Source organism: Streptomyces sp. NPDC050806 (assembly GCF_055586425.1).
This window is the reverse complement of sequence record NZ_JBVJIF010000001.1, coordinates 604,900-620,162: the sequence shown is the minus strand read 5'-3', so window position 1 is coordinate 620,162 and position 15,263 is coordinate 604,900. Positions and strand designations below refer to the sequence as shown.

The 15,263-nt window shown below is 69.3% G+C and carries 13 protein-coding genes; 7 read left to right on the top strand and 6 right to left on the bottom strand.

Annotation, left to right across the window (positions count from 1 at the left end):
- Positions 1 to 19 precede the first annotated feature (19 nt).
- Positions 20 to 799, top strand: a complete 780-nt coding sequence (locus ACZ6WH_RS02790; protein ID WP_469726237.1) for an ABC transporter ATP-binding protein — start codon at positions 20 to 22, stop codon at positions 797 to 799.
- Positions 800 to 867: 68 nt separating this feature from the next.
- Positions 868 to 1,851 carry an aliphatic sulfonate ABC transporter substrate-binding protein gene (locus tag ACZ6WH_RS02785; protein WP_469725473.1) on the top strand — a complete coding sequence of 328 codons (984 nt, stop codon included), beginning with the start codon at positions 868 to 870 and terminating at the stop codon, positions 1,849 to 1,851.
- A 75-nt stretch (positions 1,852 to 1,926) separates the two neighbouring features.
- Here the strand turns inward: ACZ6WH_RS02785 and ACZ6WH_RS02780 are convergent, their stop codons facing one another.
- The 3 genes from ACZ6WH_RS02780 to ACZ6WH_RS02770 all read right to left on the bottom strand — a co-directional run bounded on the left by ACZ6WH_RS02780 (position 1,927) and on the right by ACZ6WH_RS02770 (position 5,608).
- Positions 1,927 to 2,937, bottom strand: a complete 1,011-nt coding sequence (locus ACZ6WH_RS02780; protein ID WP_469725472.1) for a cation diffusion facilitator family transporter — start codon at positions 2,935 to 2,937, stop codon at positions 1,927 to 1,929.
- A 281-nt stretch (positions 2,938 to 3,218) separates the two neighbouring features.
- The gene (locus ACZ6WH_RS02775; RefSeq protein WP_469725470.1) at positions 3,219 to 4,472 is read right to left on the bottom strand and encodes an MFS transporter; all 1,254 of its coding nucleotides are present in this window, start codon (positions 4,470 to 4,472) and stop codon (positions 3,219 to 3,221) included.
- Positions 4,469 to 5,608: a PLP-dependent cysteine synthase family protein gene (locus ACZ6WH_RS02770; RefSeq protein WP_469725468.1), complete on the bottom strand. Its 1,140-nt coding sequence runs from the start codon at positions 5,606 to 5,608 to the stop codon at positions 4,469 to 4,471. The genes ACZ6WH_RS02775 and ACZ6WH_RS02770 overlap by 4 nt, the downstream gene beginning before the upstream one ends.
- 907 nt (positions 5,609 to 6,515) lie before the next feature.
- Here ACZ6WH_RS02770 and ACZ6WH_RS02765 point away from each other — a divergent pair.
- Positions 6,516 to 7,031, top strand: coding sequence for a hypothetical protein (locus ACZ6WH_RS02765; protein WP_469725467.1), 516 nt, complete (start codon positions 6,516 to 6,518; stop codon positions 7,029 to 7,031).
- 31 nt (positions 7,032 to 7,062) lie between these two features.
- On the opposite strand, the gene ACZ6WH_RS02760 is transcribed toward ACZ6WH_RS02765, so the two are convergent.
- Together ACZ6WH_RS02760 and ACZ6WH_RS02755 are read right to left on the bottom strand one after the other, a co-directional pair.
- Positions 7,063 to 8,559 carry an AbgT family transporter gene (locus tag ACZ6WH_RS02760; RefSeq protein ID WP_469726235.1) on the bottom strand — a complete coding sequence of 499 codons (1,497 nt, stop codon included), beginning with the start codon at positions 8,557 to 8,559 and terminating at the stop codon, positions 7,063 to 7,065.
- 141 nt (positions 8,560 to 8,700) lie between these two features.
- Positions 8,701 to 9,096 carry a winged helix-turn-helix transcriptional regulator gene (locus ACZ6WH_RS02755; RefSeq protein ID WP_469725466.1) on the bottom strand — a complete coding sequence of 132 codons (396 nt, stop codon included), beginning with the start codon at positions 9,094 to 9,096 and terminating at the stop codon, positions 8,701 to 8,703.
- A gap of 110 nt (positions 9,097 to 9,206) precedes the next feature.
- On the opposite strand from ACZ6WH_RS02755, the gene ACZ6WH_RS02750 reads away from it, so the two are divergent.
- The 3 genes from ACZ6WH_RS02750 (at position 9,207) to ACZ6WH_RS02740 (ending at position 12,644) form a co-directional block, all read left to right on the top strand.
- Complete coding sequence (locus ACZ6WH_RS02750) at positions 9,207 to 10,787, top strand: MFS transporter (RefSeq protein ID WP_469725465.1); 1,581 nt, start codon at positions 9,207 to 9,209, stop codon at positions 10,785 to 10,787.
- Positions 10,788 to 10,906: 119 nt separating this feature from the next.
- Positions 10,907 to 11,446, top strand: coding sequence for an RNA polymerase sigma factor (locus ACZ6WH_RS02745; protein WP_469725463.1), 540 nt, complete (start codon positions 10,907 to 10,909; stop codon positions 11,444 to 11,446).
- A gap of 1 nt (position 11,447) precedes the next feature.
- The gene (locus ACZ6WH_RS02740) at positions 11,448 to 12,644 is read left to right on the top strand and encodes a CU044_5270 family protein (RefSeq protein ID WP_469725462.1); all 1,197 of its coding nucleotides are present in this window, start codon (positions 11,448 to 11,450) and stop codon (positions 12,642 to 12,644) included.
- A gap of 5 nt (positions 12,645 to 12,649) precedes the next feature.
- Here ACZ6WH_RS02740 and ACZ6WH_RS02735 read toward each other — a convergent pair whose 3' ends face one another.
- Positions 12,650 to 13,552: a helix-turn-helix domain-containing protein gene (locus tag ACZ6WH_RS02735; RefSeq protein WP_469725460.1), complete on the bottom strand. Its 903-nt coding sequence runs from the start codon at positions 13,550 to 13,552 to the stop codon at positions 12,650 to 12,652.
- A gap of 103 nt (positions 13,553 to 13,655) precedes the next feature.
- Between ACZ6WH_RS02735 and ACZ6WH_RS02730 the strand changes: the two genes are divergently transcribed.
- Positions 13,656 to 15,257: an MFS transporter gene (locus ACZ6WH_RS02730; protein ID WP_469725459.1), complete on the top strand. Its 1,602-nt coding sequence runs from the start codon at positions 13,656 to 13,658 to the stop codon at positions 15,255 to 15,257.
- Positions 15,258 to 15,263 lie beyond the last annotated feature (6 nt).

Below are 15,263 nucleotides of genomic sequence, written 5' to 3'. Positions count from 1 at the left end.
GATGAGGAACAGGGCCGGGATGAAGAACAAGATCAGCTTTCAGGACGTGGCGAAGACCTTCCCGCTGAAGGGAACCGACTTCACCGCCCTCGACGGAGTGTCCCTCGACATCGCCGACCAGGAGTTCGTCACCGTTGTCGGGCCCTCCGGCTGCGGCAAGAGCACCCTGCTGAGCATGGCGGCGGGACTGCAGGAGCCCAGCTCGGGCCAGGTACTGGTGGACGGCAGGCCGGTGACAGGCCCCGGGCCCGACCGGGGCGTGATCTTCCAGCAGTACGCCCTCTTCCCTTGGCTGACGGTACGTCAGAACGTGGAGTTCGGCCTCAAACTCGCCTCCGTCCCCACCGAAGAGCGACACCGCCGGGCCGACCGGGCCATCGCCCTCGTCGGACTCGACGACTTCGCGGACGCACTGCCCAAGACGCTCTCCGGCGGCATGAAGCAGCGCTGCGCCATCGCCCGCGCGTACGCGGTGGATCCACAAGTCCTGCTCATGGACGAACCGTTCGGGGCGCTCGACGCCCTCACCCGGGTCCAGTTGCAGGACCAGCTGCTGGCGACCTGGAGCCGCGAGAAGCGCACCGTACTGTTCATCACCCACGACGTCGACGAGGCCGTGTACCTGGCCAGCCGAGTGGTGGTCATGGCCGCCAGGCCCGGCCGCGTCCACCGCATCATCGACGTGGACCTGCCGTATCCCCGTACCGAGGAGATCCGCCTCTCCGCGGAGTTCCGGCAGATCCGGAACGAGGTGTGGACGTCCGTGTACCACCAGCAGCCCGCGACTCCGGCGGCGTAGCCGCGCGCCGCCGCCCGCGGTCGGCCCTCCCCCTTACCCTCCCCTCCCCCTCCGATAGGACCTTCGTCATGCCCGGACGCACTCTGCGCCGCACCCTCTCGGCGCTCTTCTCCGTCACGGTCCTCACCATCGCCATGAACGCGTGCTCCAGCAGCGCTTCCGACGATGACCGCACCGTCGACTTCGGCTACATAGGCGACTACAACGGCGCGAGTCTGCTGGCCATCGCCGAGCAGCAAGGGCTGTGGAAGAAGCAGGGCCTGACCGCGCACACGAAGGTGTTCAACAACGGGCCGGTGCAGGTCCAGGCGCTCGGCTCCGGCGACCTCGACTACGGCTACATCGGTCCGGGCGCGATGTGGCTGCCCGCCTCGGGCAAGGCGAAAGTCATCGCGATCGACACCTTCACCTACGCCGACCGGGTCATCGCCCAGCCGGGGATCAAGACGATGAAGGACCTCAAGGGCAAGCGGGTCGGGGTGCCCGAGGGCACCTCCGGCGACATGATCCTGAACATCGCGCTGGCGAAGGCCGGGATGACCACGAAGGACATCCAGAAGATCGCCATGGACCCGTCCACCGTCGTGTCCTCCTTCACCTCCGGGAAGATCGACGGCGCCGGGATCTTCTACCCCGCCATCGACACCATCAAGAAGAAGGTCCCGAAGACGGAGGAGGTGGCCAGCACCAAAGACACCGGGGACATCTTCCCGACCGCCTTCGTCGCCGGGAACAAGGTGCCGGAGTCGAAGAACACCAAGGTGATCAAGGTGCTGCAGCAGGCCAACGACTGGCGCAAGCAGCACCCGGCCGAGACCCTCGCCCTCACGGCCAAGATGCTGCACGTCAGCAAGGAGCAGGCGGAGGCCGACGCCTCACACGTCGAGACGCTCTCCACGAACGAACTGGTGGCAAAGTCGAAGAGCGGCGAGATCGACCGCCGGCTGAAGAGCCTCGGCGACTTCTTCGTCCGCAACAAGCAGCTCGACGAGAACCCCGCCCCGTCCGACTACTACTCCAGCGACCTCTACGAAAAGGTGCACACCCAGTAACTCGGCCGGACGGGCGGGGGGGGCGGGAATGTACGGCGGTTCTGCCGAGCCCTTGGCGAAGCAGGCGCTCAGCTGTCAGTGAGCATGTGCCTCATCGCGGTGGACCGGCCCATGAGCGGCCACGCAGTGCGCCGGCTCGGGCTCCGGAACACCGTGCCGGCTGACATCGAGGGTGCTGGGAGGTGCGTGGTCGACCTGCAGAGTGCTGTGGCTGACCCCGTACTCCCCCTGGAGGATCCTCTCCAGGTCCTGTCGCACCGTGTGGCAGTCCGCGTCCTGCGCGACCAGTACGTGTGCGGACAGGGCGGGCTCACCGGAGGTGATCGTCCATACGTGCAGGTCGTGCACCTCGGTGACCTCACGAAGGGATACGAGACGGTCCCCGATGACATCCGGGTCGAGGCCGACGGGAGCGGCTTCGAGAAAGATCCGCCCGGACTCCCGGACGAGCCCGTAACCGGCCTTCACCATGAGACCCACCACGACGAGGGTGGCGATGGCATCGGCCTGGACGAAGCCGGTGAGCAGCACGACGAGACCGGCGACCGCGGTACCGATGAAGGCGAACAGGTCGTTGAGGATGTGCTGGTAGGCGCCCTCGACGTTGAGTGAGGTGCGGTTGGCCTTGGAGATGCACCAGGCGGCCAGGATGTTCACCACGATGCCCGCGAGCGCGGTGGAGAACATCAGCCCGCCTGCCACCTCGGGCGGGGCGAGGAGCCGCGCCACGGCCTCGTACGCGAGCCACGCACCGAGCAGCAGCAGCGTGAGGCCGTTGACCTGCGCGGAGAGAATCTCGGCGCGCTTGAGTCCGTACGTGAAGCCGCCACGTGCCGGCCGGGCGGACAGTCGCATCGCCACGAGCGCCAGCACGATGGATATCGCGTCGGTGAGCATATGGGCGGCGTCCGATATCAGCGCGAGCGAGCCGGCGACGATGCCGACGACGACCTCGATCGCCATGAACGAGGTGATCAGTGTGAGCGCGATCGCCAGCCATCGGCGGTCGGCGTCCGCGACCACTCCGTGGGCATGCGAGGCGTGTCCACCCGTGCCATGGTCGTGATCATGCGGTCTGGTCGTCATGCGTTCCCCCTCGATCCGGTGGCCCGATTCACCGGCAGTGAAGCGCACGTTGGACAGATTCGCAAAGGCTGTACCGGTCACCGTTGTCATCCTCGTTAAAGACCCTCTGACCTGCACCTTCATCGGCGCTGCCGTTCCCGGGTCGGATGCGACGCTCCTCCGCCGGGGGCACGTGCGTGGGCGCCCGGCCGTTCCACGACGGCCGGGCGCCCACATGTGTCAGCGCAGGCGCAGTGCCTCGCGGACGGTGGCGAAGACCTTGCGCCGCGGCTGTCGCAATGTCATGCCGTGACCAGGTCCTTCTCGGTCGCCGCGAGGCGTCCCTGCCGGGTGAGCCGGGCCACGGCTGCCGCGCACGCCAGCCCCGTTCCCGTGAGAGCCAGCCAGGTCAGCCACATCATGTGATGGCGCTGAGCGAAGTCCCAGAGAGCGCCCGTCGCGAGATTTCCCAGTGTGATGCCCAGCCCCGAGACGGTGTTGTAGAGGCCGTAGTGCGTGGCCACGAGACGGCCGCCGGAGAGGGACACCACGGTATCCATCTCGAACGGGTAGACCACCGCGCTGCCGGCCGCCAGAAGAACCACCGCGACCACCAGAGCGGTCAGCGTCAGCCATGTGTCTCCGGACGGGACCGTGGCCAGCGGGAGGAATGCCGCACCCATCATCGCCAGGCCCCTCGCCAGTGCCTGTCCCGGATTCCACCGGCGCTTCGCCCAGCCGGTGAGCCGCAACTGCCCGACGACCGCGACGGCCGCCGAGACGACGAACAGACCGCTGGTGGCCGCGGTCCCCCCTTCGCCCAGTGCCGCGTCGGCGGCCAGCGGGAGTGCGAGGTAGACCTGGAAGGTCAGTACGTACGAGCCGATCATGGCGAGTGAGAACAGCAGGAAGGGGCGGTTGGCCGCTACGGTCCGCCATTGGGCGAGCACCCCGGCGGGTGTTCCGTCGGCTGCGGTGCCACCGTTCCGGGGCGGAAGGGCGCGCCACTGCAGCACGCTGAGGACGGCGAAGATGACCGCCGCCGTCGTGCACACCACCCGGAAGTCGGCGACCAGCAGGGCGAGTCCGACGAGCGGGCCGAGGAACATGCCGGCCTGGTAGTAGACATTGAAGGTGGCGAAGGCGTCCACCCGCCGGTCTCCCGCCTCGGCGGCCACGTAGGCCCGTACGGCGGGGTTGAACAGGGCGCCGGCGAAGCCGGTGGCAGCGGAGGCGACAACCAGCGCGGGCAGGTTTTCGACCCACCCGAGCAGACCGAAGCCCGCCGTCCGCAGCACGCATCCGGCGATGATCGGCGCCTTGTAGCCGAACCGGTCCGCGAGCGTGCCGCCGACCAGGAACATCCCTTGCTGCGAGAGATTGCGTACGCCCAGGACGAGGCCGACCGCCCAGGCGGCCAGCGCCAGGTCACCGGAGAGGTGCGCGGCGAGGTAGGGCATGAGCATGTAGAACGCCAGGTTGATGGCGAACTGGTTGGCCATCAACAGCCTGACGGCAGGCGGGAAGGACCGGGTCTGCTGCCACAGCGCCTTCACGCGACCACCTCGGCGGAGGCGGGCCGGCGCTCGGCGCCCAGCGGGTCGAGTACGGTCGTGCACCTCGTCCAACGGGTGACGGTCTTCTCGCGATGATGACTGATCGTGTCCGGTTCGTCGGCGGGCTTCCGGCCGAGGAGGCCATGACGTGCGCAGTACGCGTCGTCGAAGACCGTCCCCACGTACCGCTGCGGGCCGTCGGGGAAAATGGCCACGATCCGCGATTCGGCCGGCATCTGCTCGGCGAGCCACCGGGCCGTCAGCGCGACCGCGCCGACGCTCCAACCGCCTGTCGCGTACCGGCCGCGGGCCAGAGCGCGGGCGGCCCACACCGCTTCTTCCGCCGCGACCCAGTGGACCTCGTCGAACAGGCCGTAGTCGACGTTGCCCGGGTAGATGCTGCTTCCCAGCCCGCGCATCAACCGCTGCCCGGCAGGCTGGCCGAAGATCGTCGATCCGGTGGTGTCGACTCCCACCACCCGCAGGCCCGGGAAGTAGTGACGCAGTACGGAGCCGATGCCCGCGGAGTGTCCTCCGGTGCCGACGCTGACGACCAGGGCATCGATCCGCCCCAGTTGTGCGACGAGTTCGTGCGCAAGGGGACGGTACGCCGTGACGTTGTCGGGGTTGTGGTACTGGTTCGGGCACCAGGCGTCCGGCTCGTCCGCCAGCAGTTCCGCTACCCGCTGCCGCCGGGCCTGCTGCCAGCCGCCGACCGGGTGCGGCCTGTCGACCAGCTCCACCTCGGCTCCGTATGCCGTGAGCAGCCCGGTCATGAGCGGTTCCATCTCCGGATCGCTCACCACGGTCACCGGATGCCCGTAAGTGACCGCGGCCAGAGCGAGCCCGAGTCCGAGCGTGCCGGAGGTGGACTCCACGATGCGCGCGCCGGGCAGCAGCTGCCCTCGGTCGCGCGCCTGCCGCACCATGTGCAGCGCGGCACGGTCCTTGATGCCACCGGGGTTGTGGCCTTCGAGCTTGGCCCAGAAGCCGCTCCCGGCGGCGGTGAAGGGTTCCCCGATCCACAGGACGGGGGTGTCGCCCACGAGCCCGGCGGGCGTGTGCATCGGGCGCTTCGCATCCGCCAGCAGCTGAGCCGGCGCGGCGGATGCCGCAAGGGTGGCGTGGTGATTCATCACGTGCTTCTCCCGCGGCCGGCGGCGCGCGCAGAGGCGCCGGCCGACCGTTCGTGGTTGATGAAGATCGATGCTGTTCTGCAGCCGCGGCAGGACACACGGGCGAGTCACCCGTGCCTCCGAGCGGCTCAGCAGCTCACGTTCTCCACACACTCAACTGGGCGCGGGAATGGCCGGTAGCAGGTGGTCCGGACGCAGGCTTCGGACAGGGTCCGGAAGAGGAATCAGCCGGTGCCTCAAGGGCCGCGTTCGCGACGCCGCCGTGGCCGACTCCGGCCGGGAGCAATGCGTCACGCGGTGATTGCACTGTCGGCTCGTCGTTGCCGCAGCAGTGGAGATGAGGATCGTCCTCGGCCGGCTCGCCCGCTCGGGAGGCGGATCCGCAGTAGGCGACGTCATCCCCCGTGCCCCAGGACACCTCTGCGTAGGCCACAGAGACCGGCGCGCCGACAGCCCGCACCGTTCCGCCCTGATCGATCCCGTGGGCGCACGCAAGGACGTGGACCAGCGCAGCGAGCATCACCAACAAGGCCGCCGTGGGCCATGAGACCGGGCGGCTGCCTCGGAGCTCCGACCCAGCCTTCACGTGGCAGAGCGTATGCACATGAGCCCATAAAGTTCACGTGAGGTCGATGCTTTTCCGCCCGTCACTCCAGTCCAGGTGTGCTCAGACACCGCAGTGACGTGAGCAAGCACCGGCAGGGGCCCGAGGCGGCAGGAAAGCGGCAGGAAAGCGGCAGGAAACCAAGCAACACCACAGATCACTGCAACGGGTGAAGCGGGAGAATTCAAGCGCCGTTGACTTCAGGGGCTGACGGAAGTTAGGTAAGCCTCACACAGGTTCCGCGATCCGTCGGAGTGGTCGAGTGGCCGGAGTGGTCGAGTGGCCGGCGTGGGGGAGGCAGGCGTGCAGTGGTCAACGGTCGTCGGGTACGGAGTCGCCTTCGGCCTGGCGCTCAGCGCGGTGTTCACCATCGGGCTGTTCGCCGGGGCAGCCCTCAGCAGAGACTTCCTACTGAACGACTATCCGTCGGCGATCCAGCAACAGTACGGCAAGCCGCAGAGTAGGCGTGGCCGCCAAGTGGCCCTGCTCTTCGGCGTGTTCGTCTGGGCCCTGGGCGGTATCCCGCTCGTGATCACGGCGATGATCAAGCTCCACGGCTCGCTGGAAGGCGGTCTGGATTTCCTGTCCGCAGCACTCTGCGCGGCCATCATCTTCGCCACACTGACGGTCTGGGACCTGGTCGTACTCGACTGGATCATCTTCGCCGGCCTGCGCCCCCGCCTGCTGGTCCTCCCCGGTACGGAAGGCATGCCGGAGTACCGCGACATGCGCTTCCATCTCCACGCCGCCCTCAAGGGCAGCCCATTGATCCTCATCGTGGGGCTGGTCACCGGAGGGGTGTCGGCACTGATCGCTTAGTGGACGGAAGACCGAGGAACCACCGCGCACTTCACCCCAGCCGGATGCCGGCCCCGGGTCCGAGGGGGAGGTCGAAGCCGTAGAAGAGGGCGAGGACGGCCAGCCATACCGCCAGGAACGGTACGACGAAGACTGCCAGGCGGGAGATGAGGGTGCCGAGGCGGGCCTCCGGCTCGTACTGCTGCAGTATCGCGAGAACCAGGAAGAGGTACGGGTTCATCGGGGTGAGGGCACCGGTGGTGGAGTCGCCGATGCGGAATGCGGCCTGGGTGAGGGCCGGGCTCATGCCGAGCAGCATGAAGGCGGGGAGGAAGACGGGGGCGACCAACGACCACAGGGCCGATCCGGAGAGGATGAAGAAGTTGAGGCAGCAGGTCAGCAGCACGAACACCATGATCGCGCCGAAGCCGGTCACCCCGAGTGCCTCGAACAGCGCCGCGGCCTTCACCGCGAGGAGCACGCCGACGTTCGACCACGTGAACAGGGCGATGACCTGCGCGGCGACGAACATCATCACGATGTAGCCGGCCATGCCCCGCACCGACTCCGTGACGGCGTCGACCACGTCCTCCGTGCTGCGCAGCTTGCGTACCGTGAACCCGTAGGTGAGTCCGGCGAGGAGGAAGGCGCCGAACAGGACCGGGACGATGCCGGTGAGGAACGGCGAGGGGACGAGGGCACCGCCCGCTCCGCGCAGCGGCGCCCCTGGCGGCAGCCACAGACACAGCACCGCAGCCGCGTACCCGGCGATGACAACACTCGTGGCCGGCAGGGCCTTGCGCTGTACCGGAGTGAGCCGGGGCGACTCCTCGTCGGCGGCCGTGCCGTCGCCTGGCCGGTACGCGGGGAGACGCGGTTCCAGGACGCGGCTGATCAGGAAGCCGCCGAGGAGGGCGAGGACGAGACTGCTCGCGCCGGTGAAGAAGTAGTTGACGAGCAGGTGGGTCGCGGCCCCGTCGGCTGACGGGAGCAGCGCTGCGGCCTGGTGTGTGATCCCGGCGTACAGGGCGTCGAGCGAGCCGATGGTGAAGCCTGCCGCATACCCGGCGGTGACGCAGGCGAAGCCGCCGATGAGGCCGGCCGCCGGATGCCGCCCCGCGCTCTTGAACATTAGCGCGGCCAGCGGCGGGAGCACGACGGCGGCGACATCACTCATCATGTGCGCCTGGGCCGCGATGAGTGCCACCGCGTACGGCAGGGCGACGCGCGGCACCCGGGCGAGCGTGGCGCGCAGTACGGTTTCCAGCATCCCGGTCCGCTCGCCGAGCCCCACCACCATGATGAGCACCAGGACCGCGCCGACCGGCGGGAACGTCACGAAGTTGGGGACCAGGTGCGCCACGAGCCAGCGCAGCCCCTCGCCGGTGAAGAGCCCGTTGACCGCCTTGGTGTCGTCCGTGCCGGGAACGGCGACCACGGCCCCGGAGAGCGAGAGGCCGGTGGAGACCAGGCCGAGCGCGAGGAAGAGGACGGTGAACAGCGCGACCGGGTGGGGTACGGCGTTGCCGGCCCACTCGATCCAGGACAGCAGGCGGTCGAGCCGGCCGCCCCGCCCGGGAAGCCGGGGACCTTCTCCTCGGGGAGGGCGCGCCGGTCCTGAGTCCGCGTTGAGGCGGTGCGGACAGCGGCGCGGGCAACGGTGGCGCAGGGGTCGGCGGCGCCGGGCGCGTCACTCCGCGGTGGCAGGCGGCTGGTCGTCGGAGGTGCCGGTCTGCTCGGCCAGCTTGCGGCGGTGCTCGCGGTACCAGCTTCCCCAGCCGTCGAGCCGCTCGATGATCTCTTCGAGGCTCCGTCCAACCGGGGTGAGTGAGTACTCGACCTTGGGAGGCACTTCCGGATAGACCGTTCGCTGCACCAGCCCGTCGTCCTCCAGCTCGCGCAGCTGCCGGGTGAGCATCCGCTGTGTCACCGTGGGCATGGCCTGCTTGAGCTCACCGAAGCGGTGGGTGCCCAGCAGCAGGTACTTGAGGATGAGCAGCTTCCATTTGCCGCCGACCACCGCGAGCATCACCTCGGTGTTGCAGTACTCGGCCATCTCGTCCACCTGTTCACGCACTCGCCTCATAACAGCACCATAAGCGGGTATCCCGAGTGAAACCTTGAATACTCGGAGGAACCGAGGCACACGAAAGACCGTACTTGTGCCTTCTCCTGCCGACCGCGCACAGTGAATTGATGCACACGGAAACCAAACGCGCTGCTCCTCACCGGTGGGCCACGCTGGCGGTGCTCTGCGCCAGCCTGCTGATGGTGGGGATGGACCTGACAGTGCTGCACGTAGCGGTCCCGACGATCAGCAGGCAGCTTCTGCCGAACGGGGCCGAGCTCCTGTGGATCGTCGACGGCTACGCCCTCACCGTCGCCGCGGGGCTCATCACGTGCGGAACGCTCGGCGACCGCTACGGGCGGAAGCGCCTGCTGATGTCGGGGTTCGCGGTGTTCGGGCTGGCCTCCGCCGGCGCGGCTCTCTCCGTCTCACCGTTGCAATTGATCATTGCGAGGGCCGCGCTCGGCGTCGGCGGCGCGATGATCATGGCCAGTACGCCGGCCATTCTCCGGGCGACCTTCGACGATGCGCGGGAACGGACGCTGGCGGTGGGCCTGTGGACCGCCGCCAGCAGCATCGGTGTTTCCGTGGGACCGCTCCTCGGCGGCCTGCTGATGGAGCACTTCTGGTGGGGATCGGTGTTTCTGATCAACCTGCCGTTCGTGGCCCTGGCGCTCATGGGTGCGACCTTCCTGGTGCCGGAGTCGAAGAACCCTCGGCCGTCACGGTGGGACGCCGGCGGTGCCGCGCTCTCCGCGCTCGGCCTCGCCCTGACGGTCTACGCCTTGCAGCAGCTCAGTGAAGGCTCCCGTACCCAGCCACTGACATGGCTGCTGGGCGTCGCGGGTTTGGGGCTGCTGGTGGCCTTCGTGCACCGGCAGCGCCGCATCGACTCTCCGCTGCTGGACATCTCCCTCTTCGCCGACCGTACGTTCTCCTTCGCAGCGCTGAGCATTCTGGGCTGCTTCGGCGCATTCACCGCCCTGCTGTTCCTCCTCACCCAACGCCTCCAACTGGTGGACGACTACTCGCCGCTGCGTACGGGGCTGTCCCTCGTACCGTTGGCCGTCTCCAACGCGATCGGAGCGGCACTGGCACCCCGCTTCAGCGCAGCCTTCGGCCACCAATGGGGCCTGTCCGGCGGCCTGCTGCTGACCGCCCTGGCCTTCGCGGGGCTCGGTGTCTTCGGCCCGGCGGACAACTACGCCGCACTCGTCGCCGCGGGGCTGGGGGCCGGGGCCGTGATGACCCTCGCCTCCGACGCGATTCTGGGCGCCGCTCCGACGGAACGCGCCGGGGCAGCCGGCGCCGTGCAGGAGACCTCCTTCTCTCTCGGGACAGGACTGGGACTGGCCTTCCTCGGCACCGCGCTGTCCTTGGCCTATCGCTCCTCCTTCGCGCCCGTACCGCAAGCCACCGAGCACCAGGTGGAGACCGCCCGGCAATCCCTGGGCGGCGCAGCGGAGGTCGCCGAAAAGGCGGGTGGAAAGACCGGCGGGGCCCTGCTCGACAGTGCCCGGCAGGCCTTCGATACCGGCTTCACCGTGGCGACCGCGGTTGCCGCGGCGCTTCTCGTACTCCTCACGCTTCTCGCCGTCCTGTCCGCGGCTCGGCCTCGGAAGGAGGCGTCCCTTTCCGGAGGCAGGTCGTTGGCCGGGGACCGGACGGACAACACTCCCGCTGCGTACGATGAGTGCTGCCTCCGCTGAGACCCCCGATCAGGCATCGCTCCCGCCCGGTCCCGACCGGAAAACGCTCTCCTCCCCCTGTAAGAAGTCACGGCTCCCGACCACTTCCTGGTGAGAGAGCCAAGATGAGGAGACGGTGCGTGACCGACGCCCAACGCTTCCGTGACCTGTACGAGGAGTGCCACCCACGGGTGCTCGCCTACGCCACCGGCCTGGTGGGCCGACAGGTCGGTGAGGACATCACCAGCGAGACCTTCACCGTCGCGTGGCGGCGGATGCGGGACATCCCGGTGCCCCCGCTGCCCTGGCTGCTGGGGGTGGCCCGCAATCTGACCCGGGAGCTCTGGCGCCGGGACAGCAGGCAGTACGCCCTGGCCGCCGAGGAGGCGCAACGCGTCATCACCTCGGGCGCACAGGTCGGCGACGTGGCCACCGATGTGACCGAGCGCGCGGCTGCGCTGCAGGCCCTGGTCCGGCTGTCCGCCGCCGACCGCGAATTGCTGACGCTGGTCGCCTGGCACGGGCTCGGCCCCCGAGAGGCCGCGCGCGTTCTCGGTTGCTCCACCGCCACCTTCTCGGTGCGACTGCACCGGGCCAGACGGCGGCTGGAGCGGGCCGTGGACGCGGAGTTCTCCGCCGCCCCTCACCGGCACGTGACAGAGAAAGTGAAGGAGCACTGACATGGCACGCAAGCGGCCCGATGTCATGAAGACCCTGGCGGAAGCGCGTCCCCCGGAGCTGGACCCGGAACAGCTGGCCGGTTCCGCACGCGCCCGCGACGACCTGACCGCCATCCTGGCCGGCTCGCCGGAGGCGCCCGCCGCCGCCCGGTACGCGCAGCCCCTCCGGTCCCCCCGGCCGTTCACCTGGCGGTGGGCGCTGCCCGTTGCCGCGACGGCGGTCGTGGCCGGCGTGGTCGTCGGCACCCTGCCGCGCGGCGCCTCGGATTCCCAGGGCTCCCCGGCCACGGCCGGGCCCGGCTCGGACGGTGGCCGGCACACTCCCGCGAACGGCCGCCTGGCGCTGCTGAACGTGGCGGCCCAGCTGGACCGTACGGCGGGTGAGGGTGCGTACTGGCAGCTGACCACGCGATCGGGCTGGATCGGCGTCGCCGACGCGTCCGGGGCCGATTACGCGGTCACTTCCTCCTCGGCCCAGCAGCAGTCCTTCGGGGTACGGCCCGGTACGCAGAGCCTGATGGTCACGGGGCTCGACGCCACCACCGAACCCCGCACCGAACGCGACAAGGCACGCTGGCGGGCTGCCGGATCGCCGAAGGAACTGACGCTCGCCGACTCCGGGCCGGGCGGCAAGCTCGGTCTGCGGATGGAGACGGGAGCCGAGCAGCAGCCGACGGTGGACCGGATCGACCACGGCGGCCGCATCGCCGCACTCGGCGCGCGCAATGTGACCTATGAGGATCTGCAGAAGCTCCCCGCTGATGCGGCGAAGCTGAGGGACCAGCTGGTGCGGATGTACGAGGAGGACTCCGGGGGCGAGACCGCCGGCCGTACGGAGTGGTTGTGGCGGCAGGCGGCCAACCTGATCAGCCTGCCGGTCGAGCCCGGCGTCCGGGCCGCCGCGTACCGCGTCATCGCGGACCTGCCGGGCATCCGGTCTCTCGGCGAGGTGACCGACCCGCTGGGCCGCAAGGGGGCCGGCTTCGCCCTCCCCGCGACCGACCGGCCCGGCTACGGTTCCGTACGGTCGGAGCTGATCGTGAATCCGGCGACGGGCGCCCTGCTGTCGGACCAGGAGATGCTGACGAAACCGTCCGCGAAGGCCGCCGAGGCGGGACTCGCGGCGGGCACGCCGGTGAACTACACCGCGACCGTCACGGCGGAGTGGACGGACCGGCAGCTCAAGACACCCAACTGATCACTTCAGGACCGGTCAGGGGCGACACCGGAGACAGCGGCCTCGGCCTCGGACCTGTGCTGCTCGGCGACCTGGCCGGCCAGCAGTCGTAGCGCGTCGGCCGAGGTGGTGTCGTTGGGGGTGTAGACCTCAAGCCGGTGATCGGGGCTTTCGGGCTGGAGCCACACCTGGTAGTCGATGTCGACCCCACCGACGGTCGGGTGCCGCAGGCGCATGGTGCCCACGGTGCAGTCCGCGACATCACCTTGTGCCCACAGCGTGGCGAAGTCGGGGCTCCGCATGGCGAGTTCACCGATCAGTTCGGCCAACCGGGCGTCGGTGGGGTGCCGGCCCGCGGTCAACCGCAGGTAGGCGACATGGGTGCGGGCCAGTTCAGCCCAGTTGCTGTACAGGTCGCGGGTGAGGGAGTCGAGGAAGAACATCCGAGGGACGGAAGGGCGTCGCGCTGGATCGTGGGGCGCGTCGAACTCCGCATGCTCCGCGACGAGCGCATGCCCGGTGCGATTCCAGGCCAGCACGTCCCCACGGCGGCCGAGCACGACGGCCGGCGTGGACTCCCCCAGGGACGCCAGGAGCGCCAGCACTCGTCGGTGCAGCTTTTCGGGGCGGGGGCGGACCAGGCGTGAAGTGGTGCTCTGGCGCGCGAGGTTGTGCAGATGGGTTGTCTCCACCGCATCGAGCTGGAGAACGCCCGCGAGCGCGTCGAGGACCTGCTGGGAGGCGGTACCGGCCTGGCCCTGCTCCAGCCGCGTGTAGTACCCGGCGCTCACTCCGGCGAGCTGCGCGAGCTCCTCGCGACGCAGACCCGGTACGCGGCGAGCCGTTCCGTACGTGCGCAGTCCGACGTCGGCAGGCGTGACCCGGTCGCGACGGTTCTTGAGGTAGGCCCCGAGGCTCTCCAGTTCCATGGCTCCGAGCGTAGGCGCCACGGCCGGATTCCGGGTGCCCCTGAGAGATGTACCCACGGCACGGGGATGGTTGGCGGGCGGACGGTGCCACACCGTCGGAGGCATGGATGCAAAGCGTGCTTCTCACTCACCGGTCTCTCACTCGCCGGTTTCTCATTCACCGGGTCTGCGGGCGTGGCTCGGGCTGCTGGTGGTACTCGGCCCGGTCCTGCTGGTGGCGATGGACGGTTCGGTGCTGTTCCTGGCGATGCCGAAGGTCTCCGAGGCGCTGTCGCCGACTGCCGATCAGGCGTTGTGGATCCTGGACGTCTACGGGTTCGCCGTCGGCTCCCTGCTCGTCGCGTTCGGGAACATCGGTGACCGGTACGGCCGGCTGAAGCTGCTGATGACCGGGGCGGCGGTGTTCGGCGCGGCCTCGGCGGGAGCGGCGTTCGCCCCCGGTCCGGAGGCGCTGATCGCCTTCCGGGCGCTGATGGGCGTGGCCGGTGCCACGCTGCTGCCGTCGGCGCTGGCGGTGCTCAGTGAGCTGTTCACCGACCCGCGCCGGCGCTCGAAGGCGATCGGCATCTTCGCAGCCACCTTTGCCGCCGGGTTCGCGATCGGCCCGGTCATCGGTGGACAGCTGCTGAGCGGCTTCTGGTGGGGGTCGGTCTTCCTGATCAATCTCCCCGTCGTGGCACTGTTCCTGCTGCTGGCTCCGGTCCTGCTCCGCGAGGTACGTGCCACCCGGCCTGGCCGCATCGATGTCCTGAGCGTTGTGCTCTCCGCTGCGGGCATCCTGCTGACCGTCCATGCCATCAAGCACGCCGCCGCGGAGGGGCTGACGGCGCTCCCGATGGCCACGGGCATCGTCGGCATCGTCATGCTGTGGTGGTTCGTCCGGCGGCAGTTGCGCCTCGAACAGCCGCTGATCGACTTCCGCCTCTTCCGCGACCGGGTGTTCACGATCGCGGCCATCACCGGACTGCTGCCGCTGGCCGCATGGTCGGCAGTGGCGTACCTCGGGGGCATCTATCTCCAGTCCGTCCTCGGGCTGACCGTCCTGGACGCGGCTCTCGTCGCACTGCCCGGTGCCGCCGTGCTGACCATCACCTGCATCGTCACGCCGGGGCTGGTTGCGCGTATCGGCACCCGGGCAGCGCTCATCAGCTCACACTTCTTCATTGCCGCAGGTCTGCTCCTGCTGCCGGCCACCGGCGTCTCCGGCGGCATCGGCTGGTACGTGGCCTCCACCGCCGTCGCCGGCATCGGCTACGGCATCTCGTTCAGCGTCGTCGCCGACACGGCCGTCGCCGCAGTCCCCGCGGAGCGGGCCGGGTCCGCGGCAGCGATCGCCGAGACCAGCAACGAGATCGGCAACGCCCTCGGTATCGCGCTTCTCGGCTCGCTGGCGGCCCTGATCTTCCGGCTCCAGGGACCCGACGTCGCGGGCACCCTCAACGAGACATTGCAGGCCCCTGGCCTCACGGCCGCGGTGATCGGCGACGCGAAGTCGGCCTTCGTCACCGGTCTGCACGCCGCCGCCGTCATCGCAGCCGTTCTCCATGCCGCCCTCGGCGCGTTCGCCCTGCGCCACCTGCCGAGGGCCTTCACCAGCACGGACGACGACTCCGCTGACGACTCCGCTGACGACTCCGCTGACCTCGACAGCGGTCGGGCGATTCCCGACGGTAAGAAAGAGCGGGCAGCGGCCACTTCCCTCTGAGAACCC

What these genes read in the sequence shown, in the direction of transcription:
- ACZ6WH_RS02790 (WP_469726237.1), top strand. Translation starts at nt 20, where the DNA reads ATGAAGAACAAGATCAGCTTTCAGGACGTGGCGAAGACCTTCCCGCTG.
- ACZ6WH_RS02785 (WP_469725473.1), top strand. Translation starts at nt 868, where the DNA reads ATGCCCGGACGCACTCTGCGCCGCACCCTCTCGGCGCTCTTCTCCGTC.
- ACZ6WH_RS02780 (WP_469725472.1), bottom strand. Translation starts at nt 2,937, where the DNA reads ATGACGACCAGACCGCATGATCACGACCATGGCACGGGTGGACACGCC.
- ACZ6WH_RS02770 (WP_469725468.1), bottom strand. Translation starts at nt 5,608, where the DNA reads ATGAATCACCACGCCACCCTTGCGGCATCCGCCGCGCCGGCTCAGCTG.
- ACZ6WH_RS02755 (WP_469725466.1), bottom strand. Translation starts at nt 9,096, where the DNA reads ATGAGGCGAGTGCGTGAACAGGTGGACGAGATGGCCGAGTACTGCAAC.
- ACZ6WH_RS02750 (WP_469725465.1), top strand. Translation starts at nt 9,207, where the DNA reads ATGCACACGGAAACCAAACGCGCTGCTCCTCACCGGTGGGCCACGCTG.
- ACZ6WH_RS02740 (WP_469725462.1), top strand. Translation starts at nt 11,448, where the DNA reads ATGGCACGCAAGCGGCCCGATGTCATGAAGACCCTGGCGGAAGCGCGT.
- ACZ6WH_RS02735 (WP_469725460.1), bottom strand. Translation starts at nt 13,552, where the DNA reads ATGGAACTGGAGAGCCTCGGGGCCTACCTCAAGAACCGTCGCGACCGG.
- ACZ6WH_RS02730 (WP_469725459.1), top strand. Translation starts at nt 13,656, where the DNA reads ATGGATGCAAAGCGTGCTTCTCACTCACCGGTCTCTCACTCGCCGGTT.